Genomic DNA, 26,130 nt, shown 5'->3' with positions numbered 1-26,130 from the left:
ACTCTCCTATCGAGTATATGTAGCAGCATATACTCAGTCATTTGTCAGAGATTACAAAAATGCGGAAGTCAACAGTTCAGGTAGCTCTAGCGCATGTTAGGGCTACTAAGAGTCCGTGGAAATAGCATTGGCGCTTACATAGTCCTGCAGCTATAACGTTGCTTCAGCCGAGGAAGCTAGGGAGCCTCTGAATAACTCCGTAATGCCTCTGCGGGCCTTGAAGGCTGCAGATGTTAGGCGCAGCTCGCCGGGAATGGCCGTAGCCCTTTGCAAGAGCTGCAACGCAGCAGCCGTGGCCTTCAAGGACCGCCCTTTGGGGCTTGCAGAGCGATTCACACTCCGCGTTGCGACTTCTTGAAAGGTCTAGACATTCCTGCGAAGCCGCGCCTTGATTGTGAACCGCTCTGCATGCCAGAGGTGTCACGGAGTTATTCAGAGGCTCCCTAGAGCTACAATGATCAAGATCTAGTTACATCAATACTAGAAAGCTCCAGCTCACTCACCGGGTATCCCTTTATGCCTATGAATCTCGCGCAGAAACTTATCCAAAGCCACCTTGTGAGTGGATCAATGGAGCCTGGCAGCCCAATAGAGATAAAGATAGATCAGACGCTAGCTCAGGATGGGACGGGAACACTTATCATGTTGGAGCTTGAGGCACTTGGTTTGTCTCAAATCAAGACCGAGCTTTCAGCACAATATGTAGACCATAACCTGTTACAGACGGACTTTAAAAACGCCGACGATCATATATTCCTGCAAAGTGCCTGTCGTAAATTTGGAATTTGGTTTTCGCGGCCCGGTAATGGTGTCAGCCATCCAGTACAGATGGCTTGTTTCGATGTGCCTGGTAAGACGTTACTTGGTGCCGATAGCCATACTTGTGCAGCGGGTTCTATGGGGATGCTGGCGATTGGAGCCGGTGGCTTACAGGTAGCAATGGCCATCGCAGGCGTCCCTTTTGCACTGAAAATGCCCAAAATACTCGGTGTGAAGCTCGAAGGTGAGCTGCCGCCATGGATTAGCGCTAAGAACATCATTCTGGAAATGTTGCGTCGGCAGACCGTCAAGGGCTGTGTCAACAAGATTGTTGAGTATCACGGCCCAGGTCTAGCCCATTTGACTGCGATGGATCGCCATGTGATCGCCAACATGGGGCAGGAGATGGGTACCACTACCAGCGTCTTTCCTGCGGATGAGGCTGTGAGAGCTTTCCTTAGACAGCAGCATCGTGAAAGTGACTTTGTCGAGATGAAGGCTGATGAAGGCGCGAGTTACGACGAAGAAGATACTATTGATTTATCAACTCTCGAGCCGCTAATTGCTTGCCCATCAAGCCCAGACAAAGTTGTGACGGTCCGAGAAGTGGCGGGCCGTTCGATCTACCAGAGCTATATAGGCTCTTCTGCCAACCCTGGATTGAGAGATTTTGCGATACCGGCACGTATGGTTTCAGGTCGCCGAATAGCCGATGACGTTTCCTTTGACATTAACCCGACCTCACGTCAGTTGCTCGAAGAACTCAGTCGGAGCGGCGATCTAACAAAATTGCTTCAAGCTGGAGCTCGTTTGCATCAGACAGGATGCGGCGGCTGTATTGGCATGGGGCAGGCTCCCGCCAGTGGTGGTATCAGCCTACGTACAGTCCCTCGCAACTTCCCCGGCCGCTCCGGCACCGCAGATGACCAAGTCTATTTGTGCAGTCCCGAAGTAGCCACTGCCAGTGCGTTGAGAGGGGTGATCACCGACCCTCGTGACCTGGATATGGACTACCCCAGCTTCCATGAGCCGGAATATCTACCTGATATACGTCCGTTATTACAGCCACCTCAAGAAATCCCAGTAGCAGTGGAGTTAATTAAAGGGCCAAATATCAAGCCCCTTCCTGATTTCGAAAAGCTACCGAAAATTTTAACTGGCCCATTATTGCTGAAAGCAGGGGACAATGTTTCCACAGATGAAATATTACCTGCTGGAGCAGAAATCTTACCGCTACGCTCAAATATCCCCGCCATCAGCCGTTATACATTCTCACGAATCGATGAATCGTTTTATGATCGGGCAGTGAAGCTCAATGGAGACTGTTTTGTTGTCGGTGGTGAGAATTATGGGCAAGGCTCCAGCCGTGAGCATGCGGCAGTATCTTCACGCTTTCTTGGGGTAAGGTGCATAATTGCAAAAAGTATGGCCCGTATACACCGGCGTAATCTTATTAACTTCGGTGTGCTGCCATTGCTATTTGAGAATTTTGATGATTACAATCTTCTTCAACAGGGGGTAGCTCTTGAAATTGACAATCCAATTGCACAGATAAAGTCAAGCAGTTCAATTAAATTAATAATTAAATCATCAGGAGAATGTATTAACTTGCGGAGTGATTTGGCTAAGGACGAAATTGAAGTGTTGGAAGCAGGAGGTATGATTAATCAGGTAAGAGAAAAATACCTAAGCTCTAATAAGTAGAATGACTTTCTATAGCTGTAATTTGATAAAGTCAGCGCTGGTCCCGATCGGTAGCATTACTGATACCTATGGCTCCCTTGGTTGTTGACTAATATAGTAGCTATTTCTTCCAGCTCTTTATCAAAATACTCTGCATTCCTTTCTCCCGCTTTTTTTAACTTCTTCAGGTTTTCTGGTGTCGCATTGTCCATGGCTGAGTCAGCAGCGTAAAGCTTTGGTTGTATCCGGTAGTAATTTGAATTCTCTACGGTAGATGAAATTTGATTCATATAGTAATGAACCATTTGCGCGCTTCCATTTACGGCGATATCAATGGCCGGCCTTGCCCAATTGAGTATCCCCCAATCTTTAACCTCCTTGTATTTGTATCCTGAAAGTTGCCTACCAGTACCCAGAGATACAATTACCATATCCTTCATTCCAGAGACCCCGCTGAATTTGATGGCTTCGGAGTAGGCGCATAAAGCAGGATCACTGGCTACCATACCGCCATCAATTAAGATATATTTATTGTGGGATGGAGGTAGTGAAAAGATGCGTGCTGGCTCAAAATAGGTTGGTACCGCGGTGCTTCCCAGTAGAAGGTCTTTAACCAGAAAGTCTTCATTCTTTACTATGGCACAATGTTGCCTAAAAATGACTTGTTCCCGCTTTTTGATATCATAGGAAACAAAGCAGCAGGGCTTTAATAGATTACTAAGTTTCATTTTCCCAAAGAATTGCGATAAAACCCTGTCCAACTCCATGGAACAGTACTTTTCCTCCTTCAATAACTTTAACTTTTCTAGAAAAGGCCATGAGCCTGAGCCAAATACCTTCTCGCCTTCCTTAAGGTAGAGGCTGACAGCATCCTGGGCAGAAAATTTTGGTTTTCCTTGCTTGTTAGGGCAGATGTAGGCGGCACCTAATATTGCACCAGTACTTGTTCCGGCCACCAGGTCGAAGTACTCGCCTATCCTGGCGTCAGGATTGCCTGATTTCACCTTTAGCTTGTGCTCAAGGGACACCAGTATCTGGCCAGGCAAGATTCCCCGGATTCCTCCACCATCGATAGAAAGGATTCTGATAGCCATTGCCTTCTGGTTCCGTAGATTGTACGCGACCCTAGAAACATAGCATTTGGTAACAGGGGTAATACTTCATATACCCTGAATACCACTAAAAAAGCATATAATATCAATAAGTTAGGCGCACCTATCACCATGCTGAGTTTATTAATATGGTTAAGGTAAAGAAACTAATATAATGATTGATAGGCATGGGAATTAGCGGGTCTCTGAGCTGACGCCTAAAGCTCAACGGCTAGAGTCTCGTGGAGTTAGTAGGAACATAAAATTAGATTCTTACACAACGCCGATTACTGTGCACCGGTGCAGCCGTTTGAAGTCTCTATGGTATATTTGGCGACTCTCAAGCTATTTTTATAAGTGATGCTTGCAATACAAACCGTATCACCTGGGTGTAGGTTCATATCGCTGCCCACATCAATCACCTTGCGATTCTTCAGCTCTACTTGATATTGGTATTTTGGTATGTGAGCGGCATTGGAGCGACCAATATAAAATTTTGATTTGATTGTACCATTTTGCTTTACAACCTTCTCGGTGTTACTGGCCAGGTTAATAACATGAAGTAACACCAGTAATAGAAGGAGAACTATTAGGCTAAATCCTTTCCACTCCCTAAAGTAAAATAATAGAATCTTGAGTGTTCTCATTGAGTATATATAAAAATAAATTATTCCTTAATTTCAGAGTCAAGTATATTTAGGAGAAAATTTGCAGTTTTACTAAAGTCCCTTTCCACATCGGGAGCAACACTTAGTCCATTCCAGCGCTGAACGGTCCTTTTTTGGCCTCCATAGGCAGCCTCAATATAAACGGTCTCCCCATCGAACCCCAAAGGGCATTTATTAGGTTCGGAGGAATCTATTTTCGTTGATAATTTTGGAGGCTTGGCACAGTACAAATCAATTAATCTATCATAACTTTCTAATTAACAGTTAGGTAAACCACCGCCTCTGGCGGTGAGACTTGACAGGGCTCTGCCGTTCCGGCGTGCAGAGTAAAAATATGGCCTCCATGAACCGGCAAGTTCTATAAGGGGGCCATATGCGAGATTGGCAGTGCCAAGCTTACGTGAAACATTATTGCAGGTACCACGTGGTGTTTGTGCCCAAGTATCGAAAGAAAGCGTTATTTGGGACATTAAGGCGGGAGATTGGAGCAATATGTCGAGACTTATGTCGTCAAAAGGGCATTGAGTTGGTCGAGGAGTACGCAATGAAGGATCACATCCATATGTTGTTAATGATTCTTCCGAAGTTCAGTGTTTCCAATACGATTGGGTTTCTGAAAGGGAAATCTGCGATCCAGATATTTCGGAAGTACAAGCATGTACAGAGAAATTTCACAGGAAGACACTTTTGGGCTCGGGGCTACTGTGTGAGTACATCAAAAATCAAGAGGTTGAAGAGCGCCGCCAAGAGCAGATGCGACTGGCAGGGTTGTAACTAGCCCCCTCTGGGGGCTTTCACCATACCACCCGCTATGCGGGTGGTTGCTGATTCAAAGAGGTTGAGATCCTTAAATTGGGAAACCATGTCCATGTACTGAGATAACGATAGAGGATATTTACCATTTACATCTAGTGTCCCGTCATGGCGTTGGTAAACCGTTGTTATCTTGGCTTGTCCGAATGATGGAGCAAAAACAATACGAAATCCTGCAACATACTCAGGACTTAGGCCGCATAGTAGCTGAGCATTGAATTTTTTGAGCTGATTTTTATAGCGATCTGAGTCTCCGTCGCTAGTACAATTTATACCTCCTGCAAAAACTGCTGCGGGGATAAATGTAATCAAGAGTACCAATATACGCATAAAATCTCTAAACGGTACCATTTAGCTTTTCTAGTTTTTGACTATGGGGATTGTGAGGGAATCTTATAGATCACATACTGACGCCCACGATAGTCGATACCTTCTGAAAGGTAAAGCCATCTTGATACGGCGACTTTAACGGGGGTATCCCATGCTTTATCAGATGAACCTTCGATCTCTATTTCCCCAGGAACAAGACTTCCACCTTCAGACGTCGGTTTCTCTACCAGTCTAAAGGACACGACTACGCATACGGGTAAGTTCCTGTTAGTGCCTATTGGACGCAGTGGTGCGACCTTTATTACTGGGTTGGCTTTAGATTCAGGAATGTTGAGATTTAATTTAGGGCAATTATTTACATCCCCACTTGCTATAGAAGCCATAGAGAATAGGGTCAAAATTATAACGAATAAGTTCTTCATTTGTTGACGCCTTGAGCCTTACTAAGGTGTTATTAGATAGTATAAAGGCCAATAATAGACTTGTCTGTTGACTAACAGCATAGATCTTTAATCTAAAATCACAAAAGTTAATAGATGGTGATTTTGAGCGAAATTTATTTAAAGCCAATAAGTACCAGTTACCTATTTGAATTTGAAGGAGGGATAGCTTTTCAGACTGCATTCGCACCTCAATTGAAGGGTAGAGTGTAATAAGTACATAGAGACGTATAAGAGCGCCAGTTAGTCGCCTTGGTAGTTATTACAGCAATAACCTATCTTCAATTGGAGTGAATTTGCTCGCCGCATTAATTAATGCTCCAGCCGTCAATTCCGGAACACCATATACTTCAACCTTCTTGCCTCTATCTAACCTGAGCTTATGGGCAAGAATGTCAAAGTCGCCATCTCCTGACACTAAAATCACTGTATCTACCGAGCTTGAATATTCCATAGCATCAATAGTTATGCCCACATCCCAGTCGCCCTTGGCTGAGCCGTCGGATCTTTGGGTGAAGGGCTTTAATTTCACTTCGAAACCAATCGACCTTAAGATGTTTTGAAATTCATACTGTTTTCTATCACCACGGTCGATGGCGTAAGCTATGGCTTTAACAACTTTTTTACCCCCTGTCACTTCCCGCCAAAACTTGTTGTAGTCAAAGTTTCGTTTATAGATTTGTCGACATGTGTAATAAACATTTTGCACATCAACAAATATGGCAACCTTTTCCATTTGGGAATCCAGTTATTATAAAATTCTGAAATTGACAGTGAAGTTATGATCTGCCTGCACCAGAGTGGATGCATTAAGCCACTAGTTTTACATACTTAAGGGATGATTGTCAGCCAAATTTAGAGGTGAGGAACATCTCGGCAACAAAGCCAATTTATCAGTAGCTGATGAGTTGTATCGAGATATATAGTGTTGAGCAGTGGCCTTATGAAGTAGCATGTCTCGCTTATATGCACATGCTATCCCCAGATGGCCACTTTATAGTGAGTATCCTACCGTGAACGCCTTCTTTGCGGGATTCTGTGTGGGTAATCGGAAAGGGAATTTTCTAGAGAAATGGATACTAAGTAGCGGATTGCTGTTCCAGCCAGTTTAAAATCACTTGATTGGTTTCTTCCGGTCTTTCCTGTTGAATCCAATGGCCGCAATTAAGGTTCACCTCATCTACATTGGGGACGAAATCTTTGATATCTGGAGACCTAGGTATCAAATCATGATCGCCGTAAATCATAAGGGACGGCTTTTGGATAACTGGGTCTACATCTGCCAAGATATGCCAATTGCGATCCAGGTTTCTATACCAATTTATGCTACTTGTAAAACCCGTTTTTTCAAATGCGGAAACGAATACAGCCAGTTCATTATCATTCAGCAAGGGGGCACCAAGCGGTGATACTGCTCTCGCGAGATTGATCATTACCATACCAGGCTCCGGCGGTGAAGGAGGTACGTCTTTGCGGAGCAAATTGCGAAGGAACTGGGAAGCGTTCTTGTCTAACACTGCGTCCGCAACACCTGGCTGCCTATTGAAGTGCACAAAATAATAATCGCTCCCAAGGAATTCCTCCATAAACTCGATCCAAGGTTTCTCTGTTCGGGCTTGATAGGGCAGTGCGAGGTTTAGAATTTTATTTACGCGGTTTGGGTGTAATAGCGCTATTCCCCAAACGACCATTGCACCCCAATCATGACCGATGAAGGTGGCATCTTGATATCCGTAGTGATCCAGAAGTGCAGCTAGGTCGCCGGTTAATTGTTCGATGTCATAGCTGGTTACTTCTGTTGGGCAGGATGAGTTGCCATAGCCTCGCTGATTGGGAACGATAACGTGGTAGCCCGCTGCGGCGAGAGCGGGTATTTGGTGGCGCCAGGAAAAGGCATGTTCCGGCCATCCGTGACAAAGCACAACGGGGTTTCCTGTGTTCTGTTGGCCCGCTTCAAAGACCTCCAGCTCTATACCATTCACTGAGATAAGAGTAGGTGTGGGGAAATCGGGTATTCTAGACAATTTACTTCCTCTTTTTTGGGGAGGTCTTGAGAGCTGCTATTTACCAACAGGCTCCGCTTTCTATCCTTAAGGGTTGTTCCAACTTCAACATCCCTTTGCTGGATCGTGAGTGCATAGGCTAGAATCTAATGGTGCCAAAAACTGTCACCATTTATTAATGTCTGTGTAAAATGAATGTACGTCTCCGACAAGACGCCATAGTGCGAAGCCTTCGCCGAAAGGGCACTTTGACGATTGCCGATTTAGCCGCTGAAGTTGGCGCATCCAGGCGCACCGTGCTGCGTGATATCAGCTCGTTGCGGGATGAGGGCTTTGTTATCCGTTCTGAACCTGGCCCTGGGGGCGGCCTGCAACTTGATCCGCAATCGGTTCAAACTACAGCTCGGCTCTCGGTCGCTGAGATTTTTGCGTTGCTTATTAGCGTTGCATCCGTGCGTGCAGCAAGGAGTTTGCCCTTTTCGGATCTTGCAGATGCCGGGCTGGCAAAAATAGAGAAGGCTTTACCCGTTGATAAGGTGCGTGATTTACGCAGGTTTATGGATTGCCTGTACATCGGTAAGCTTTCACCGGAGGTAGACATATCTAATGTCGGAGAGATGGCGCCCTTACTACTGCCTACATTTGAAACGGCTTTTCTTCAGCGACTATACCTGAGCTTCCAATATCGTGATGCAAAAGGGGCAGTAACTAGCCGGGTTGTTGAACCGCAAGCTATGTTGATCTTACCACCCTTATGGTATCTGGTAGCTTGGGACCCTGCTCGCAATGACTTTCGTCATTTTCGAATGGATCGGATTAGCCAACCGGAATACCTTCAGGATAAGAAGTTTCAAAGACGACATATAGTCTTCGAAGATGGCGTATCTCCAATTCGTGATAATCCCAAAGTTTCAAGATGATTGGGTTCTTGACGATAAGTATGATTGCTCCCGCGAAAGGCCAATAATTGGTGGCAGTGTAACCCATTAGCTTACTCGACTCTGCCCCCAATAATTGGTCCAGGTTTTCCGCTCACAGATTTTACTTGCCTATCTTCTGTTCCCTCTGGATACGGTTATAAATTTCTTCGCGATGAACCGCTAAAGATTTGGGGGCTTTTATTCCTACTTGTACTTGATTGCCTTTAACGTTCAATACAGTGATTGAGACATTAGCCCCAATTCTGAGGTTTTGGCCAATTCGACGAGTCAAAATCAACATATGTTATTCCCTAATGATACTCAAACCATGGGTAGCCTTTCCGCAATGGGAAAGCTTAGAAAGAAAGTTGAAGAGTGAATGCGGGGTGGCGCACGGGAACGGTAGGCATAAAAGTAGAAAAGACGGACACAACGCTGCCAGAACTTGAGAAAGTGCCTCAAGTTACTGAATGTGCTCCACTTTATTGAAGACGAGCGGGTTTCTAGCGTATCATCCATACAGCCATCTTGATAGTGAGTGTATCAATTTGGTTAGCTGGCCCCTGGTGTTGGTAGCACCTTGGGTCAGCGACTTTTACTTACTTTTATGTCACGCTACCGTTCTCCTTTGAGGGAATAGGCTATTTATAAAGCTCTTCAATATTTTGCATTCGATTTGCTTACAAATAACGCTGCTCAGCAGCGATCAAAATATCGAGAAATATTCAGTTACCTTACGCAGTTTTGTTACTGAAAACAATCTTAATAAATTCCAATAAGATCATTTCTGCGCCTATCTTTTCAGCTGTATTTGCGGTTTTAAAATATGTTAACTGCTATTGGAGTTTAATATTGTTGGGCCATAGTTGGTCGAGATTGAAATAATCAAAATATCTTGAATCACTGGTATAAATCGCAAACATCTCTTTTAATTTCTGTAAACAAGTAGGTGCTTTAGTTCAAGAGTGGTTTTTATTTTTCTGTTTTATTTGTGGCGCTCTTATCGCAGTAATTATGGTCGCGAATTGAGATTTATGAAATGGCACAAATTGAAGTAATCTCACTCTTCGTTAGGTTTCGGTGAGGCAGGATGTGGAGGAGGCACTTTAGTCGTTGCGTTAAAAGTTGTAATCTAGGCAATGCTGAAACTTATAAATATTTAAAATATAGACGGTATGAGTACGCAAGAAATAGAAAGCCGGCTTCTGGGCATCAAACAACAGCTTAAACGGCTGAGTAGTTTGGATAAGGATTGTTCTCTCTTTGGTGCAGAGCGCTGGAACTATAACTTCCGTCGGTTTTCGGAGGAAGAAGTTAACGGTATCGAGAAACAGTACAACATTTCTTTACCGCAGGAGTTTCGGGCCTTTCTTCTTGAGATTGGTTTTGGGGCTGGGCATTCTTATGGTGCTAACGTAGAGGGTCTTCCGCACTACTACCAGGATGACGAAGATGAATATCCGATGTCAGCAGGCACCATTGATATTGCAGAGATAGGCTGTGGTATTGAATTTATGTTAGTTATTAACGGTGCTCATAGGGGAGAAGTATGGGTTACTCAGAGTTACCGTGAGCCACAGCCTTGGTCTAGTAGCTATCTTAACTGGTATGAAGACTGGCTGGCTAAAAGCCTAGAGAGCTTAGAGGTACCGCAAAACCCTCCTAAGGGCTGACTACCCAAGCTTTCCCCAAAATACTCCCGGTAGCTAGCAGGATACACATTGTTCTATGACAACCCCTCTGCTACTCCCATGCATTGAGTTGAGCGATGTAGCCTATGTACTACTCACCGGTGTTCCCTCACCTTAAGCCTTATTATTCATTTTTTAATCAAAAAATAGATCACTGATCGTTTCTTATACAACCTATGGCTTGTCCAAGCACTTTATACGACTGGGTTGCCAATACACAGGAAGTGTATATCTGCGGCTATGGCGTAAGCGGTAATTCCCCTCGTACCAAACTCCTTGATAACACTAGTAATTTTGCGTGCAGAAGGGCGATATGGGCGGAGTGGGCCCTGGACTGGCGGTAATAGTGACTTGACAGTTCCTGAACCTTTTACCGTATACTGTATACATGTACAGTATTTTGAGTGGGGGGTAGCAATGGGAGCCAGAAATATCACTATTGACGGAGAGCCGATCCGGATCTGCCGTTACCGATCGGGTTATAACAACCGGCCAATGTACGCTATCTGTATCCTTAACTATACAAAATACGTACGCAGCTTTTCGGTATCAGTAGAGATGAATCTACGCGAGGAGTTAGAGCTGACCCTAGCACAGATGCGAGGAGTTGAGCGAAGTATAAATTGGATGGAAGTATCAGCTTAGGAGTGTAAGGGCTTAAGCTGTTTTTATGGATAAGGAGAAAATTATGGGAAGAAAAATTAATCGCTTCGCAATTTTTGCAGAGCGGATTCATTTAATGAATGGAGGTGCAAAAAGCTTTAGGGATTCTGCACCCACAGAGGAAGCCGCAAAGGAACTGGCAGAAGAAATTGCTAAATCTGAAAAAGCACTGTTTTATTCCTGGCTACAAATTCTCGATATAATGACTGGGAGTTATACAGAATACTCAATCAAGAGGGGTGGGGTATTGGAAGAAAGGGAGTGCCCAGAATAATAGGAATCTGGTAACTAAGATAGACTTAATGAACGAAGACAGAGGGTAGGAAAAGTAAGTAACTGTTACATGTATAGCGTGAGTAATTTAAAGTTCAGGTTAAGGCAGGTTGTGGTTTGATAATCTCCCGAGTGACCAGAGCTATTTCCAGGGGTAAAGTTGAATGGCTCTGGCTACAGCACCGTTAGAAAAACTCCAAGTTGAAATTGATTAAAATCAATTTCTGAAAAATATCATTAAAATAAAGCCCCTTTGTACATAATCAGGCTCAGTAGTGGTAGAGTCTAGTTCTAACAGAAATAGAACGCTGGCGGTCAGTACCTAACTTATCCATCTACTCAATTTACGAATGAACCGATGGTTATTAGCAACTAACTGGATGGTAAGCACACATAGTTAACTTCACTCTCGACTTTCTTAGCCCAGGAAGTTTCAATCCAATAGTTTTCTTGAGCAGAAAAGGCATGACAGCGATAAAGTTGTGCCGTTGGCAGTATTTATAGGGAGCCTCAAAATGGCAAATCGTTCTTATCTTTATAGCCTTAGTAATCAACCTAAATCCTATTCAGACCGCCCCGAGACTATCTCAGGCTTATCTGAATGGCCATATAGTATTCCCTTCACCTACCGTGTACTAATGTCCGGGAATCCCAATCTGTGCGCGTCACTGGTCTCGGATGGCTTTGAGGACGATTCACCTGATGATAAAACTCAACTTTATGCTATTAGTAGTGACTTTGAGGCAGGATTTGCGCGGTTAAAGAAATTTGTTGAAGTTCTGCGAGTTATTAGCAAAGACATTATGGATCTGCCGGATTCAATGTTAAATGAAACGTTAGAATTCCTTCAAGAGCATAAGGATAGGCATCTACTGCTTGAGACTATCGAGCTCGACTGTATGGATGACTCTGAAGAGTCAGTCCTGCGTGGCTACGTTGAATCTGAAATTATCGCTTGCCGTGAAGCTGGAGCAGCTATTGATGCACTTCCTGAAGACCCAAAGGTATCGGCTGATATTGTAAAGAGTGCAGCAGAAAACAATTCAGAATCTGCTTTAAGTCCATTTTATGGGCTCCAGTTCAATGATAAATTTGACAACGTTGAGAGTGAGCCTCCGGTGGGTTTGTATTGGAGTGATATCCTTTATTACGATTTAGAGAGCAAAAAGGAATTTGAAGAGTCTCTTGAATAATTGAATATCGAAACTCTTATTTCCACTTAAAGAAATGCTGGGCTAGTTTTAGAGGCTCCTGTGTCTTTCCCAATGTATTGAATTGGTTCAGCACTTTATTTTTGTCGATATGGTTTATGATTTATGATGTTGGGATGATTACTTGATAGTGCTTATGAGGTGGTATCAAGAACGTACTTGCCAGTATTCCAGATTAAACTCAGCCCGATTTCCATTTATGGTGTAAGCACGGTCTAATCATGTAAGAATAAAGAAATAAATAGCGATTTCTAGCTTCCCTGCTCGAATATCATTTTCAATCTATCGGCTCCGGATCGGCTAGATATTAAAGTGGTTTTCTGTTCATCATCAATAATCACTGCCAATTTTCCGTTTAAGTAACGCTGAATTTCCGAGACTCTGTCCAGGTTAATCAGGTAGCTGCGGTGTAGGCGTAGAAATTGATCTGGGTTAAGCTTTTGCTCCAGTTGATCTAGGCCCATTTGTAAGGGTTTGATGCCTTTCACTGTATGAGCAATAATTGAACCTTGTTCAGACTTAATATAAGAAATATCGTTCAGATCAATAAAGGTCATGCGATCATCGCACTTACTTACGAGGCGCTTTAGTGCTATCGAATCATCCCCTACCCGAGTACTGTTATGAATAAGTTTGATTCGCTTCTCCGCTTTTTCGATGGCAGCTTTTAAGCGTTGCAATGGGAAGGGTTTAAGCAAGTAATCGATTGTATCGTGGTTAAAAGCATCAATAGCAAACTTAGAATACGCTGTTGTGAAAATAATATAGGGTTGGTAAGTTAGGGCATCTAGTACATCCAATCCACTAAGATGAGGCATTTCAATGTCCATCAGTAGTAGTTGTGGTTGATGCTCCTCAATCAATGTTAATGCTTCCAGTCCAGATTTTGCTTCTGCAACCAATTCAATAGAGTTAATAGTCGCCAGCTGAGCTTTTAATTTATTCCTTGCCGGTGCTTCATCTTCGGCAATAATGACCCTTAAATTCATACAGACATCTCAACTTTAACGTGGGCACCGCTTTGATTGCTTAGAGTAAGTTTTCCATTTGGTCGTAGCTCAACGCGCTGGCGCAAATTATGAATTCCAGTTCCCTGTGAGTGGATAAAACTAAGAACGCTTTCCTGAAATCCATATCCGTTATCTGCGACTTCAATAATTACCTTGTCATTCTTTAAGTAGATACGACATTGAATATGTAAGTTTTCTATTGTACGACAATGTTTGAAACAATTCTCAAAAATTGGCTGTAATAATAGGGGCGGGATAGAGATATCACTGGCTCTTGGGTCTACCGTAATCTCTACTTTCAAATTATCACCAAAACGTACTTTTTCTATTTCTAAATACTTATTAATCAGTTCAATTTCTTCTTTGATTGTAGTTTCTTCTAGCTCGCCAGTGTCGAGAGAATGTCTCAAAATATCTGCTAGTTTATGTAAAACTTCATCAGCAAGGTTTGGATCGCTATGAATATAGGAGGAGATAGCATTAAGACTGTTAAACATAAAGTGTGGATTTAGCTGATAACGTAATGTTTGTAATTTTGCTTTCTGCATGGCGAGCTTTTGCTCAGAGACTTTATGGCGGTATTCCAGCATGGCGTAAGAACAGTATAAACAGGTAGCCCACATTAGCCCATTAAAGATAATGCCCATTCCCATATTCAAGCCGCCTTCGACATTAAAGGCGTACTCTATAAACCAGCTAACGCACTGATTGCCGATAGTCATATGGACTACCAGGATCATCCACTCGATTAACAATGAATGATACCCTCTGCGTCTAAGGCGCAATACAATGAGAGCTGTGGACCAGGTGGGTAGCCAATAAAAGAAAACAAACCATATCGGAGCACCAGTGAGAGCATTGCTGACCGAGCTTATATCTCCTGATTCAAAAAAAACAAATACGCAAGCTATATCTAGTAATAGAACGACGACAAATGACTTCGCAAAGAAAGGATGCTTAAGATCTTTTAGTATTGACATAAAATATTGATGAGCAATAGCTATCATAGCTTATTCTGTATTGGTCAATTATATTGGGATTAAATAAGATAAGATAGTTTTAATTCAAGCCCGCTTGATATGTTTGCTTATTAGCTAAAGGTGAGTATCAGCACCCATAAATTACAATTTAAATGGGTGCTGACACTATGAAGTTCTTTTATATTCTATGGCCTTTCGTCTCCGATGAAGATTCACAACTAGAACCAATGGGGGGAGTGGCGTAACTCTTCTCGATAAGCTGTTTTCTCTCTACCGCCACACCTGCAAGATAGATCTTTTCTGGGTTTGTAATTGCTTGTATGTTCTCAATAGGATTTTTGTTTAGCAGAATAAAATCAGCTCGTTTTCCCTGGGATATTGACCCTATATCGTCACTTGCATTCAAAGCTTTTGCTGCAACCTGTGTTGTGGCGAGTAAGATTTGCTGGTTGGATAGGCCCGCTTTTTGCAAGGCTAATATCTCGCTTATTAAGCCCAGTCCGTGTGGCGAGTAGGGGTTGCCGGAGTCAGAGCCAGCGCCAATTTTTATTCCGGCTTTAGCTAGCTTGATCACGTTATTATATGCGATAGATTTTTTCTCCCAGGCTAGTTTTCTACTGGCCGTTGGTGCCTGGACTTCATTGAACAGGCAGTCCTTCATTTTTGGGTGTATAGGTGCCAAGTCTAACTGAGTGATAGATTGATTTTCATGTTCATCAGCCTGATTATGAAGCACTGATAGAGTGGGTATATAGGTAACCTCGTTTTGTAGCATGAGCTTTATAAATTCATTGTCCACTGGTTCAAAATTAATACCGTGGGCTAAAGCAGTAGCCCCGGCCTTGATTGCTCGTTTCCCATCTTCCAGGGTGGAGACATGAACAAAAAACGGTAAGTCGGCGCTTTGGGAGCGTTTTCCAATCTCTTTGAGTACATCATCTGAGAGTGGGGCGACAGTACCATTAAAAGTTTCTATGATGGCTTTGGTCAACTTTGGCTGGTAACTTAAATGTGCATCCCAGCTCGCACTGATTTGCTCGATACTGTCAATCTCATGAACTTTCACTCCGAATTGGGTACCGTGACCTCTGGGGTTGGTGAAGGCGGGTCCGGAGGCAAATACTTGTGGAGCCGAATCGTTCAACTGGGATATAGATTGCATCATCTCGCTCGACATCAGAAGGTCAGTGACAGCGGTAACGCCATAATAGAGTTGATTGTTTAAGTTGGTTTCTAGCGGCAGATGCTGATAATTCTTATAAGTTGACCCAGATGCACTCAAGTGCACATGTAAATCGATCAAACCCGGTATCGCATATTTACCCTGTGCGTCGTGGGTATTCTCGGCAGGTAGGGCTGTCCTGGTCATCGGAGTGATTCTGGCTATGCGGTCATCTTGAATGTAAATACGGCTTTTCTCGCTAAAGCCTTCCGTATCGTTGGTTAATATTTGTACATTGTCGATTCTCAAATCGTAGTCATTCTTTTTGGTTTCGAGGGCGAAGCTATTACTTGAGGCTAATAGTAAACAGGAGGCAATGGCTGTAACTTTCATAAGAGTTTCTTTTCCTATTGAGTTTTGACCTAGCTTATAGCGACAGTAATCTCGGTGTTTAAAAAAGTGACGAATCGACATATTCGTAGACGAACGAACAGTTAAAGCCTGTGAGTGGTATGGCATTGAAGTGAGTTGTGGTGTCTGCTCCTGGCTTGTCAAGGCTAGCCTTGGCTATGGAGGACAGTTCAAAGCGGTCTTTTTATTGATATAAAGGACGGCAGGCTTGTAATTGCTTGTTGTGGTATAAGTTGCCGCATCTTGGGAAATCTGCCAGCTGGCTTTTGCCGCCCCAATTGAGACGATGTCCATATCTTTTACCCGGCCCCATGCTTTTGACATCTTTATGTACTCAAGCAAGTGCATTGGCCACTCATGAGATTTGCGCGCTGCGTGGAATAGGCATTGGTTACCCCCTATTTGGCTAGCCATTTATACAGAGTTTGATTCAACGTTTTATGCGGTATCAATATGGATTGTCTTTGAAGCTGCTACTTTTGTGGGTGCCCAGAATTGTTGGGATAAAGGCTTGAGATGGTAGTAGTACTAGTCAGCTCAACACTAAGCTGGTTTGTAAAGCTTCTATTTTCAATTCTTGAATAATGAGTATTGGTACTATTAAGCCTGTTTACTCACTCTACACCATACATCGTAGAAGCCTACTGATTGCATATAATCTGATATTTCATATTCGAGATCAGGTAACATTTCAAGAATACCTGCGCTGCCCATTATCTCTATTTCGTTTTCCTGGTCATCATGAATAGAATCAACAACCCGCCAAATAAAGAGAGAAAACTCTTCTGCTTCACTAGTGCTATTTACCCCTTCCTTTAGTATTTTAAGTATTGAGTCATCTTTGTATGATTTTACATAGTAAAGCATTAAGGAGCCTCTGAATAACTCCGTGATACCTCTGGCTTTCAGAGCGGTTCACAATCAAGGCGCGGCTTCGCAGGAATGTCTAGACCTTTCAAGAAGTCGCAACGCGGAGTGTGAATCGCTCTGCAAGCCCCGAAGGGCGGGCCTTGAAGGCCGCACCTGCTGCGTTGCAGCTCTTGCAAAGGGCTACGGCCATTCGCGGCGAGCTGCGCCTAACATCTGCAGCCTTCAAGACTCGCAGAGGCATTACGGAGTTATTCAGAGGCTCCTTAAGTCTTCAATGTGAGCATATCTTTTAAATTCAATCATAAATAACCAGCACTTTTTGGTTTTAGTAAAACTATTAATAAAAGATAGACTTATGTGGTTGCTCACCCATTTGTCTGACGGATAATATCCTCATTCTAGACGCGCGCAAGATAGCTAAGATCTATTGGTGATCATTACCAATGAGCAATGATTTCACACTTTGTGAACTTGCTTCAAGAAATTTTTTGGTTGACAAAGAATCCCCTCAGAATGCTATTTTTTTCACATTTGTTAAGTACCTAGCAACGTGAACGCTACCTTATTTACTCTAAATACGTGAACTATATATGATCAGGTGCAAAAGCTGCCTGCATAGATTTTTGTAGGCTAAAAGCAGTATTCATTGAGGTAATAATTATGTTTACACGGAGGAAGTCTTACAGCTTTCTACTGGTTATAGCTTTTATAGGCTACTTTGTTTCTTCTCCTGCGTGGTCTCATGTACGCTGGTTTGTACAAAACGATGGTAATGCAGTTGAGTTTGAGTGGAATTGGATATATGCGTTAGTTCTTTTGGGGGGCTTTCTATACTGTATGGTGAATAGATCCTTACAGTCACTTGAGGTAGTGGCAGTTCACAAAGCATCTAATAAATTTCCCTACCTCTGGTCCGACATTGGTCGTCACAAAATTTGGCATATCACGTCTGCATTGATTGGGTTAACCTTTGTTTTTAATTATTTTTCGGGTGTATTACTGGCCCCTAACCTGGAATTCTCTGCCACGCAAAGTCTTGTTAATGAGTTTCAGCTGGTAATTGGTATTGTGTTAATTTTAGATGTCAGCCTAAGAAGCTCCGGGTATCTAATCTTCGCGCTTTTGCTCTCAATAATGGCTACTTACCCATTCTCAATCTGGATTGATTACGGCTTTGAATTTTTAGGGCTTTCACTAGCATTTATATTGTACCAAAAGCCAGATCTTGGACTGCTTGCTTTACGCTGCGGGCTAGGCCTTCAGCTAATGACTCTGGCAGTTCACAATAAGTGGCTCAACCCTCATCTGGGCCTTGAGTTTCTACAGCACTATCATTGGAACTTCATGTCTAATCTGGGGTGGTATTCTTTCTCCGACTTGACCTTCGTTTTTTCTGCGGGAATGGCTGAGTTCTGCTTTGGGTTGGTTATCTTGTTGGGCTGGTCAACGCGGTTAGCAACTCTTACGGTATTAAGTTTCTTTCTATTAACTGCATCGATTCTTGGTATTCATGAGTTGATAGGGCATTTGCCAATACTTGGGGCCGGAATTCTGCTGGTTGTATTTGGTGGGGGAGATTTTGAGTTAAAATATACTAGAGTAGCGTAAAACCGGGTGCATTTAACACTAAGAAATATTCAGTGCTTGTTATTTACAAGGAGGTTTTATCCCTTTATGTGGGCGTAATTGATCTGCTAATAGAGATCTAAAGCCTCCATAGAATTGCTGGGCATCTCATCTATGAACTGGATGTTTTTCAACTGAAATTTTAAAGGTTTCTTTTTATAGATTAGTGGGGTAAGTGGAGGCTGCAGAGCGGAGCTAATTCTCCGCTCAATAAATACTGGGTACATGGTGTTCGACATTTCCTATAATCCGCGCCTGGCTGATCTACTCCTTTCGGTAGTTTGAATCTCGCTCTTTTATTCAGGATATGAATATAAATTCAGAGCATTTACTTGTAAATCAAATAGAATGAGTTACCAGATGGGGAGCTAGTTCCCTAAGTTGGATCATACTCCAAATTATGGGGTCATAAATTGTTCCTGGTAACCCAATTTATATACTAGCTGTAAATAATTTACTAACTAGATCGATCAGGCTTTATATTTTATGTCGATATAGTTAAAACTCTAATTTTGCCACATGCATATTGGTTCTAATATTGGCGCCCTTACTACCAAGGTTGTTTCCTGACTTATACTTCATATTTCTAGGGTCTGTAACAACTGAAGAGGCTCCTCCATCTTTCATTGCTTGATGTAAATCTTTCTGAAGAATTTTTGGGTTTATATTGGAGCTATATACATGGAGATTTACTTCACTATTTATACCAAAGTGCCTGCAGGCCTCCATGATAGCCTCAGTTGTTGCTCTATATAAATCTTTATTCAGCTGGACCAAGAAGTTGAGTTCAAGACCGGCTTCTCCTTCGGCATTCAGATTTTTCACATATATATTACTAAGAATATCCCTAGGCTCAATCATGTAGAATTGGGAGGCTACTGTTACTGCGTCAATTATATGGTTTGAATTAGTGCCATCTATACCAAAAACCCAGATTTCATTGTCAATTAAAGCTGCCTCTTTAATGCTGGTCTTTAGGCGGGGATACACTGACTGCATATTTGGTTTTCCAAACTGACAGTGAATCAAAAGCAGTACGAAGAACATATTGATGTTCTTGTACTCCGTTTAAAATAAGTGTTGCATCGGTTTTAAATTTTTTGTCCTGACTTCCTTCGGCTATTGTCATGGCTCCCTTTGTCACAATTAATCCTCCATTGATAGCTCTGACGAAAAACAACCGAATGCGATCTCTCCCGTTTGGAGGGCTTCCTCATAAGATTCCTTGGTCTCAAAGTCTTCATCGGCTTCGGTTTCCCACTGCTGACTATCATATGTAGTCACGTTGGAAACCTCCTCAACTAGCATGAAGTCCTCTTCAAGTGCGGCGGTTAATCTAACTACAGCACTTTCTTTAGATTCGTCTGGAACTATAGATCTTCCAAAGTAGAAGGTACTACCATCTTGAGGTAGCGAGCTTTGTGGTAAAACTCTTACTTTAGTATCAACCACCCAGAAAATAGACATATACATCCCTCTTGATGTTACTGGTTTGGAATTAAAAAACCAAATGGTGCTGGAATTATCTAGTGATGTTATAAATAATTCAATAACATTCACTTTCATATGAATTTCTGGAAATCAATATTTTTCTAATATGATAATGTTTCAACTATCGGGTAGAATCTTAGAGGTTCATTAGGTAAACCAGTCCGATAACAAATGGACTTAGGTGTCTGCAGCTTAATGAGTAGTCACTACCATATAGCGCTTTATGTGAACACCAAATCTGCAAATAGGCAATCTCCTTCAGGGGTAATTACTCCTGGTAAAATCTATTTAAAGCTTCCAGTTTTTCCCAGTGTTAGCCTCGAGGCAATACCCTTGATCACTGTGAAGTAAAAGTGCTACAAGAAGTCATCTCCCTATAGCGGGAGCGTCTAATAGATATCAGCTGGTTTATGAGCTGTTCAAACGAATCTATCACTCGCCAAGCTAATGCTTAAGACTACTGTGCTGGCGTTTTGGAGGGGGGGCGTTTTAAGCCCTAAGCTTTACTTGATGTGCCTGTATGGCTTATGCAGATCTCAGCTCAATCTGTGGCAGTATCGTCAAGACGCATGAGGAGCCTGTCCACACTTCGATTCAGTCCGGTAGTCTTAGGTAATAATCCCAAAATCTGTTCCATTTGACGGTGGTGAGTATTTGAACATACCGAAAGGGGTGCTTTTCCAGCTGAATCACTATTTGGAAGTGGTGGGCTGGAGCAGACGGTATTTAAGCCCCTGAAAACGAGGCTGCATTACCGAAAACATGCCCCTATCTCTCTGGCTCAAAAAAACATCCTATTTGTAGTCATTGACTAGCTGCCCATCAGATGACCCCTTGAATTGAGGGTGTTCGTCATCAATTTCGTAAAAATCCGATTTTTCGCCGGTGAAAATATGCCCCATAGTTTTCAACCCGGTTGGGCCATCTAGTGATCCTGCAATAATTCCAGTTGCATCGAGATTAAATGGCTCCCAGAAAAGGCTTGAGCCACATTGCTGGCAGAAGCCTCTGCGGGCCACTTCTGATGTTTTATACCACGCCAGCCCGTCATCTTTTGTTATTTTAATGTTGACCTTGCGAGCTTTGGTATGCGGGCCGAAACTTCCATGTAGTTTTTGACACATACTACAATGACAATTAACTACGTTGCGTAGTGGCCCTTTAACCTCATATCGCACAGCTCCACACAAGCAGCCACCGGAAGTGATTTTATTCTTGCTATTCATATATTGAGCCTGTAGATGCAAAACTTTATTTAAAATAAGGATCTAAATTAAGTATGCCTTTTACCATCAATAAGATTTTTTGTTTAAATTATAAATGCTAGTCTAATTAAGTGATGTAAACATAAATATTGATAGCTTGGCTAGTTATTTATCAGTTCTTTGTCGATATAAGTTACGAGACGGTAGTGGTTTGTTACTTGATCGCTTGCCATTTTTCATACTGTTACCGTTGCACTATGCAGGCAATGGCGTATAAGCCATTTATTTGCACGGTGTTATCGCACAGGGTAGGACTCCCAGCGCTCGACCGTGAGGATTTAGCATGGCAGCAAAGTGACTCAGTACGACAGAGAGTAGACGCCCACGCAGAGTGGAGCCGGGAGACCCATGGGGATATTCGGGAAAATTCACTACGCAGAATTATTAAGGCTGCGGAATTACAAAGCAGCTGTGACAACGAGTACCGGCAAGTTAAAGAGCACTCGATAGAGGAAATTGCCGGGGTTAAAATTATTGAAGTACTGGGCGCTTTGCGTTTGCTGTCGGGTGGTAGTTTAAATATTGGTGCGCTTGATAATTTGAACCTATCAACAATTAGCGATATTAACAGCTCAGTAGGTCGCGACCTAAAAGAGCAGATCGGGAATGTTCGAGAGTCTATCGCCAAAACACAGCAGAGCATAAAAGTTAGGGATGGTGGCAAGGCCTGGCTAGGTAGTGAATCTGTAAATGTACTTAAAGTACTGGAAGAGTTAATTGATGTAGTGTCGGCGCTCGCTGGTACGTTAGCAACTCACTCACACCCAGGCAGCGGACAAAAGCCAACCCAAGAGATTGCAATAACTGCACATCAAACTAGCGCAGACAATTTGAAAACGAAGCTAACGCCAATAGTGGCTTGAGCTGATTATTAAAAAGTAGGGGAACAAAATGAAAAGGAAGAACAACAGATACGCAATTTTTGCTGGCCGTGCCCACTTAATGAATGGTGGTGCAAACAGTTTTAAGGTGGCAGCACCTACCAAGAAAGAGGCAGTGGAGCTGGCGGAGGAAATTGCCCAGTCAGAAAAAGCTATTTTTTATAGTTGGTTGAATATCTTAGATGTCCAGACGGGGGAGATTACACGCTATTCAATATTACGAGGCGGGGTATTGAAGGAAAATCAGTGTCTATAGCGGCTGACGGCGAGTTGATTTAATTTGGCTCGCCGTCAAGTATCTTTTAAAAGCTATCCTGTTTGATTTTCCCCCATAGGTTTCACTAGATCTCTTATGGGTATATATTCCAAAGAAATCAAACCTGGCTCGTATGTTAGATCATATCTCATTAATGCATCAGCAGAGTTGAATCTAAAAATTGCTGTCCTATTATTTTCGCTTTCTTTTATATTGGTCGTACGGTCAATTTTCCTTAGTGCCGTGTGATAAAATGATCCAATGGCAAAAGGGCGTACCGAGGTGACGCTTTCGGTGTAAGATATTCTATTTATTTCTTCGATAACTTTATCTATCGCCCTAATGGCTTCATCGAAGTTTATGTTTCTATAGTTGTTGAATGTGTATAGCTTATGGTCTTTTACATGGAGCATATTGTAAATATTTGCTAGCTTCTGGTAGTGATTGATAATTACTGCTTCGGAAATAAATCCTTGCCCTATATATTCTGTGTATTCTTCAATGATAGTTTCAATGCCAGCTTTGGCTTTTCGTATTGTAGACTTTGCAGATATTTCTATTTTGAAATTTTTTATTTCATTTTCCGGGAAGCTATCACTGTAGAATGTATTTATATCTTTGAATTCTATTTTTAGATCTTCTTCGATACTTTTGATGGTTTTCTCGAATAAATTGCGGTGTTCAATGTAGCTTGAAAATGAAGATTTATTTTTCTCATACTCTAAGACACCTTTTGCATGATCAAGCTGTCGGGCAGTTTGTTCGCTGCGAAATATCAAAGAGATGATTCCGATTATTGCTATGCATCCTGCTGCAACTTTGAACGCCGGGGAAAGGTATTTAATAAACTCCTGAACCCACTCTATCCCGCTTTGGTTGGAATCTGTTATGGGTCTTTCTATAAATAGTCCAATCATCACCACAAGCATAAACGCGGTAAGACCAATTCCGAGATGGAAGAAAAATATATATCTGTCGTCTTCGGTTATTGTTCTTGCATTTGGTTGGTCTTTATTTTCTTTTGATCTATCTTTCATTCTTGCTACTTTATTTCCCTATTGGTGCGTTTACTAAGGTGAATGCTAGGTATTCTTTATTTTCAGAGTTAAAAGCCTGGATGTCTAAAGTTACCGTTTCATCTATGCGTAAAGCCACATTTGTAAACGGACTTCTGGTATGGCTGTAAGCTTTGTTTCCCCAAAAGCAAACTGCTTTAATTTTGTCTTCATGCTCAATTGAATTAACTGAAATTTCATTCTTGATAGAGGCTCCTAATATTTGGATTTCACATTTTCGTGTGTGTGATTCACCAATCCTAATAAATACGCCGCTTTCGTTATCCTTAGCTTCTAGTACTTTTAGACGTTTACTTTCAATTTCTATTAGGTTCTCTGTGGTAGGGTAGATTTTATTGGCTTTATTACAGCCGGTTAGTGTGGTTATGATTTGAGTAAGCACAATCATTCCTGCGAAGACGCGCATTATTAGTGCCCTCTGATTGATGGATAGCTAAAATCGTAACACTCAAAAATAATGTATTAAAATCTGTAGCACAGTAATAACTGTTCACCATCCGATTTCAAAATCCTTCAAAGCTTCCTCAAGTGATCAAAACGATCAATCCCCCTTGAACTCCACGATTTTCAAGGCCTACAGCTTATTCTGATCAGAAAACGTACCGTAAAAAGTGCCGCCGGTCACTCCTCCCCACGCCTGCCGATTTTTGGCGTTCTTTTAGTTGATGAAATGAGATTGGCGGCCAGGGCCTGAGCTGGTGCGGGGTTTGGGGATGCTTTGGATTTCACACTTTGAAGAGATTGGAAGAGAAATGAAGAGGAGTTTCACAGGGGGAAAGCAATAGATTGATGGTGTCCACATGTGGGCAAGGGAGAGTCAAAAAAAACCTGTGTGGACACAATGTGGACACTTTGGGTCTTTCAAGCGCCAATCTTCAAAATTTAGGGAAGGTAAGCCAGAATTAAAAAACCCGCGAAAGCTAGAGCTGACGCGGGCTTGAGAGATGGTACCAGAGGCCGGACTCGAACCGGCACGCTTTTAAGGGCGGGGGATTTTGAATCCCCTGTGTCTACCAATTTCACCACTCTGGCACTTTCGCTGCTCGACCTTGGGGTCGGTGCGAAGAGGGCGTGATTATAGCAATGCTTTCGCTTGGGTCAACCAGTGATTTCAATAACTTAGCGCATTTTCTGTCGTCCGAGTTGAGGAGCCTCTGAGAAACTCTGTAATGCCTCTGTGGGTCTTGAGGGCTGCAGATGTTAGGCGCAGCTCGCCGCGAATGGCACAGTCCTTTGCAAGAGCTGCAACGTGGCAGCTGTAGCCCTCAAGGCCCACCCTTTGGGGCTTGCAGAGCAATTCACACTCGGCGTTGCGGCTTCTTGCAAGGTCTAGACATTCCTGCAAAGCCGCGCCTTGATTGTGAACTGCTCTGCATGCCAGAGGTATCACGGAGTTTTTCAGAGGCTCCTTAACAGCTCCTAAAATTTCCTATAACCTTCGCGACCTCTCCATAGTTTCTAGATTTCCAGGATTCCATGCAGCGTCAGGACTTTGACTTTCATCTGCCCGATGAGCTGATTGCCCGCGCGCCCACTGAGGAGCGCCGTGGCAGCCGTCTTTTGTGTCTGGATGGGCCCAGCGGGGCCATTGCACATCGGCAGTTCCCAGATATTCTCGATCAGGTCCAAGCTGGTGACCTGATAGTCTTTAACGATACCCGGGTGATCCCGGCGCGTTTGTTCGCGCAGAAGGAGACCGGCGGTAAGTTGGAAATCCTGGTGGAGCGGGTGCTTAACGAGACGGATATCTGGGCCCATGTGCGCTCCAGCAAGTCGCCTAAGCCCGGCTCTACCATCGTCCTTGAAGACGGTACCCGTATAGAGGTGACCGGCCGCAAGGATGCACTGTTTGAATTGTCCTTCCCTAAAGAAGAAGGTGTGCTGGCGATTCTGGATCGCCTCGGCCATATGCCGCTGCCTCCTTATATTGATCGTGAAGACGATGCCAGCGATCGCGAGCGCTACCAAACCGTATACGGCCGCAATGCCGGTGCTGTGGCGGCGCCGACGGCGGGGCTGCACTTTGATGATGAGATGATCGGTGCATTGCGGGATAAAGGTGTCGAGGTTGTCTTCGTTACCCTGCATGTGGGCGCCGGTACTTTCCAGCCGGTGCGCGTGGACAATATTTATGAGCACCAGATGCACAGCGAAGTGCTGGACGTCTCCCAGGATGTGGTGGATGCGGTAACTGCTTGCCGCGCTCGCAATGGCAGCGTGATTGCGGTGGGTACCACCAGTGTGCGCGCGCTGGAAAGTGCGGCGCGCAGTGGCCAGTTACAGGCCACGGTGGGGGAGACAGATATCTTTATTTACCCCGGTTATGAATTCCAGGTTGTGGATAAGTTGATCACCAACTTCCATCTGCCGGAATCCACCTTATTGATGCTGGTGAGTGCCTTCGCGGGGTACCAGCACACGATGGCCGCTTATAAGGCCGCTGTTGAGGAGCGCTATCGCTTTTTTAGTTACGGCGATGCCATGTTTATTACCCGCGATCCCAATGCCAAAAAAGAAGAAGTCGCACCAGCGAAAGGAGATACCCAGTGAGCCGCGA

At 43.3% G+C, this 26,130-nt stretch carries 27 protein-coding genes and 1 tRNA gene; 10 read left to right on the top strand and 18 right to left on the bottom strand.

Annotation, left to right across the window (positions count from 1 at the left end):
- The first annotated feature begins 516 nt into the window (after nucleotides 1-516).
- Nucleotides 517-2,463: an aconitate hydratase gene (locus ACJJIZ_RS19250; RefSeq protein WP_444914499.1), complete on the top strand. Its 1,947-nt coding sequence runs from the start codon at nucleotides 517-519 to the stop codon at nucleotides 2,461-2,463.
- A 56-nt stretch (nucleotides 2,464-2,519) separates the two neighbouring features.
- On the opposite strand, the gene ACJJIZ_RS19245 is transcribed toward ACJJIZ_RS19250, so the two are convergent.
- Together ACJJIZ_RS19245 and ACJJIZ_RS19240 are read right to left on the bottom strand one after the other, a co-directional pair.
- On the bottom strand, nucleotides 2,520-3,536 hold the full coding sequence (locus ACJJIZ_RS19245; RefSeq protein WP_444914498.1) for a patatin-like phospholipase family protein: 1,017 nt from the start codon (nucleotides 3,534-3,536) through the stop codon (nucleotides 2,520-2,522).
- A gap of 284 nt (nucleotides 3,537-3,820) precedes the next feature.
- Nucleotides 3,821-4,180, bottom strand: coding sequence for a hypothetical protein (locus ACJJIZ_RS19240; protein ID WP_444912269.1), 360 nt, complete (start codon nucleotides 4,178-4,180; stop codon nucleotides 3,821-3,823).
- A 394-nt stretch (nucleotides 4,181-4,574) separates the two neighbouring features.
- On the opposite strand from ACJJIZ_RS19240, the gene tnpA reads away from it, so the two are divergent.
- A complete protein-coding gene (gene tnpA / locus ACJJIZ_RS19235; RefSeq protein WP_444913664.1) occupies nucleotides 4,575-4,979 on the top strand; it encodes an IS200/IS605 family transposase in 405 nt (134 codons plus the stop codon).
- Here the strand turns inward: tnpA and ACJJIZ_RS19230 are convergent.
- The 3 genes from ACJJIZ_RS19230 to ACJJIZ_RS19220 all read right to left on the bottom strand — a co-directional run bounded on the left by ACJJIZ_RS19230 (nucleotide 4,976) and on the right by ACJJIZ_RS19220 (nucleotide 7,808).
- Nucleotides 4,976-5,344 carry a hypothetical protein gene (locus ACJJIZ_RS19230; protein WP_444914497.1) on the bottom strand — a complete coding sequence of 123 codons (369 nt, stop codon included), beginning with the start codon at nucleotides 5,342-5,344 and terminating at the stop codon, nucleotides 4,976-4,978. The two genes, tnpA and ACJJIZ_RS19230, sit on opposite strands and share 4 nt — an antisense overlap.
- A 702-nt stretch (nucleotides 5,345-6,046) precedes the next feature.
- Nucleotides 6,047-6,520 (bottom strand): LabA-like NYN domain-containing protein, encoded by a 474-nt coding sequence (locus ACJJIZ_RS19225; protein WP_444894959.1) that lies wholly within the window; start codon nucleotides 6,518-6,520, stop codon nucleotides 6,047-6,049.
- 343 nt (nucleotides 6,521-6,863) lie between these two features.
- On the bottom strand, nucleotides 6,864-7,808 hold the full coding sequence (locus tag ACJJIZ_RS19220; protein ID WP_444914496.1) for an alpha/beta fold hydrolase: 945 nt from the start codon (nucleotides 7,806-7,808) through the stop codon (nucleotides 6,864-6,866).
- A 170-nt stretch (nucleotides 7,809-7,978) separates the two neighbouring features.
- Here ACJJIZ_RS19220 and ACJJIZ_RS19215 point away from each other — a divergent pair, with 170 nt between their 5' ends.
- Nucleotides 7,979-8,707, top strand: coding sequence for a helix-turn-helix transcriptional regulator (locus tag ACJJIZ_RS19215; protein WP_444914495.1), 729 nt, complete (start codon nucleotides 7,979-7,981; stop codon nucleotides 8,705-8,707).
- A 121-nt stretch (nucleotides 8,708-8,828) separates the two neighbouring features.
- On the opposite strand, the gene csrA is transcribed toward ACJJIZ_RS19215, so the two are convergent.
- Nucleotides 8,829-9,008: a carbon storage regulator CsrA gene (csrA, locus tag ACJJIZ_RS19210; RefSeq protein WP_299588813.1), complete on the bottom strand. Its 180-nt coding sequence runs from the start codon at nucleotides 9,006-9,008 to the stop codon at nucleotides 8,829-8,831.
- An 874-nt stretch (nucleotides 9,009-9,882) separates the two neighbouring features.
- Between csrA and ACJJIZ_RS19205 the strand changes: the two genes are divergently transcribed.
- From ACJJIZ_RS19205 to ACJJIZ_RS19195, 3 genes are all read left to right on the top strand, one after another.
- The gene (locus tag ACJJIZ_RS19205; RefSeq protein WP_444914494.1) at nucleotides 9,883-10,380 is read left to right on the top strand and encodes an SMI1/KNR4 family protein; all 498 of its coding nucleotides are present in this window, start codon (nucleotides 9,883-9,885) and stop codon (nucleotides 10,378-10,380) included.
- Nucleotides 10,381-11,068: 688 nt separating this feature from the next.
- Entirely contained in the window at nucleotides 11,069-11,335 is a 267-nt protein-coding gene (locus ACJJIZ_RS19200) for a hypothetical protein (RefSeq protein WP_444914493.1), read from the top strand.
- A gap of 514 nt (nucleotides 11,336-11,849) precedes the next feature.
- The gene (locus ACJJIZ_RS19195) at nucleotides 11,850-12,527 is read left to right on the top strand and encodes a DUF7822 domain-containing protein (protein WP_444914492.1); all 678 of its coding nucleotides are present in this window, start codon (nucleotides 11,850-11,852) and stop codon (nucleotides 12,525-12,527) included.
- A 269-nt stretch (nucleotides 12,528-12,796) separates the two neighbouring features.
- Here ACJJIZ_RS19195 and ACJJIZ_RS19190 read toward each other — a convergent pair whose 3' ends face one another.
- The 5 genes from ACJJIZ_RS19190 to ACJJIZ_RS19170 form a co-directional block, all read right to left on the bottom strand.
- Nucleotides 12,797-13,534 carry a LytR/AlgR family response regulator transcription factor gene (locus tag ACJJIZ_RS19190; RefSeq protein WP_444914491.1) on the bottom strand — a complete coding sequence of 246 codons (738 nt, stop codon included), beginning with the start codon at nucleotides 13,532-13,534 and terminating at the stop codon, nucleotides 12,797-12,799.
- Complete coding sequence (locus ACJJIZ_RS19185) at nucleotides 13,531-14,562, bottom strand: sensor histidine kinase (protein ID WP_444914490.1); 1,032 nt, start codon at nucleotides 14,560-14,562, stop codon at nucleotides 13,531-13,533. Before ACJJIZ_RS19185 ends, ACJJIZ_RS19190 begins: the two co-directional genes overlap by 4 nt.
- A gap of 151 nt (nucleotides 14,563-14,713) precedes the next feature.
- Nucleotides 14,714-16,090: an amidohydrolase family protein gene (locus tag ACJJIZ_RS19180; RefSeq protein ID WP_444914489.1), complete on the bottom strand. Its 1,377-nt coding sequence runs from the start codon at nucleotides 16,088-16,090 to the stop codon at nucleotides 14,714-14,716.
- Between the two features lie 174 nt (nucleotides 16,091-16,264).
- Entirely contained in the window at nucleotides 16,265-16,432 is a 168-nt protein-coding gene (locus tag ACJJIZ_RS19175; protein ID WP_444914488.1) for a hypothetical protein, read from the bottom strand.
- 276 nt (nucleotides 16,433-16,708) lie between these two features.
- Nucleotides 16,709-16,975, bottom strand: coding sequence for a hypothetical protein (locus ACJJIZ_RS19170; protein WP_444914487.1), 267 nt, complete (start codon nucleotides 16,973-16,975; stop codon nucleotides 16,709-16,711).
- Nucleotides 16,976-17,638: 663 nt separating this feature from the next.
- On the opposite strand from ACJJIZ_RS19170, the gene ACJJIZ_RS19165 reads away from it, so the two are divergent.
- Nucleotides 17,639-18,586 carry a DoxX family protein gene (locus ACJJIZ_RS19165; protein WP_444914486.1) on the top strand — a complete coding sequence of 316 codons (948 nt, stop codon included), beginning with the start codon at nucleotides 17,639-17,641 and terminating at the stop codon, nucleotides 18,584-18,586.
- Between the two features lie 516 nt (nucleotides 18,587-19,102).
- Here ACJJIZ_RS19165 and ACJJIZ_RS19160 read toward each other — a convergent pair.
- The 4 genes from ACJJIZ_RS19160 to ACJJIZ_RS19145 form a co-directional block, all read right to left on the bottom strand.
- Nucleotides 19,103-19,603 carry a hypothetical protein gene (locus ACJJIZ_RS19160; protein WP_444914485.1) on the bottom strand — a complete coding sequence of 167 codons (501 nt, stop codon included), beginning with the start codon at nucleotides 19,601-19,603 and terminating at the stop codon, nucleotides 19,103-19,105.
- On the bottom strand, nucleotides 19,566-19,748 hold the full coding sequence (locus ACJJIZ_RS19155) for a hypothetical protein (RefSeq protein ID WP_444914484.1): 183 nt from the start codon (nucleotides 19,746-19,748) through the stop codon (nucleotides 19,566-19,568). Before ACJJIZ_RS19155 ends, ACJJIZ_RS19160 begins: the two co-directional genes overlap by 38 nt.
- A 2-nt stretch (nucleotides 19,749-19,750) precedes the next feature.
- A complete protein-coding gene (locus tag ACJJIZ_RS19150) occupies nucleotides 19,751-20,170 on the bottom strand; it encodes a hypothetical protein (RefSeq protein ID WP_444914483.1) in 420 nt (139 codons plus the stop codon).
- A 719-nt stretch (nucleotides 20,171-20,889) separates the two neighbouring features.
- Nucleotides 20,890-21,321 carry a GFA family protein gene (locus ACJJIZ_RS19145; protein WP_444914482.1) on the bottom strand — a complete coding sequence of 144 codons (432 nt, stop codon included), beginning with the start codon at nucleotides 21,319-21,321 and terminating at the stop codon, nucleotides 20,890-20,892.
- 128 nt (nucleotides 21,322-21,449) lie between these two features.
- Between ACJJIZ_RS19145 and ACJJIZ_RS19140 the strand changes: the two genes are divergently transcribed.
- Nucleotides 21,450-22,223: a hypothetical protein gene (locus ACJJIZ_RS19140; RefSeq protein WP_444914481.1), complete on the top strand. Its 774-nt coding sequence runs from the start codon at nucleotides 21,450-21,452 to the stop codon at nucleotides 22,221-22,223.
- Nucleotides 22,224-22,251: 28 nt separating this feature from the next.
- Entirely contained in the window at nucleotides 22,252-22,497 is a 246-nt protein-coding gene (locus tag ACJJIZ_RS19135; protein WP_444914480.1) for a hypothetical protein, read from the top strand.
- A 53-nt stretch (nucleotides 22,498-22,550) separates the two neighbouring features.
- Here ACJJIZ_RS19135 and ACJJIZ_RS19130 read toward each other — a convergent pair whose 3' ends face one another.
- From ACJJIZ_RS19130 to ACJJIZ_RS19120, 3 genes are all read right to left on the bottom strand, one after another.
- On the bottom strand, nucleotides 22,551-23,534 hold the full coding sequence (locus ACJJIZ_RS19130) for a hypothetical protein (protein ID WP_444914479.1): 984 nt from the start codon (nucleotides 23,532-23,534) through the stop codon (nucleotides 22,551-22,553).
- Between the two features lie 10 nt (nucleotides 23,535-23,544).
- Nucleotides 23,545-23,979, bottom strand: a complete 435-nt coding sequence (locus ACJJIZ_RS19125; protein ID WP_282932466.1) for a hypothetical protein — start codon at nucleotides 23,977-23,979, stop codon at nucleotides 23,545-23,547.
- Between the two features lie 539 nt (nucleotides 23,980-24,518).
- Nucleotides 24,519-24,605: transfer RNA gene (locus ACJJIZ_RS19120), tRNA-Leu, on the bottom strand.
- A gap of 444 nt (nucleotides 24,606-25,049) precedes the next feature.
- Here ACJJIZ_RS19120 and queA point away from each other — a divergent pair.
- Nucleotides 25,050-26,123 (top strand): tRNA preQ1(34) S-adenosylmethionine ribosyltransferase-isomerase QueA, encoded by a 1,074-nt coding sequence (gene queA / locus ACJJIZ_RS19115; protein WP_444906139.1) that lies wholly within the window; start codon nucleotides 25,050-25,052, stop codon nucleotides 26,121-26,123.
- Nucleotides 26,124-26,130 lie beyond the last annotated feature (7 nt).

Source organism: Microbulbifer maximicatervae (SeqCode), assembly GCF_052467225.1.
Note: the sequence above shows the minus strand (reverse complement) of the source record. Positions and strands in the feature narration are given on the sequence as shown.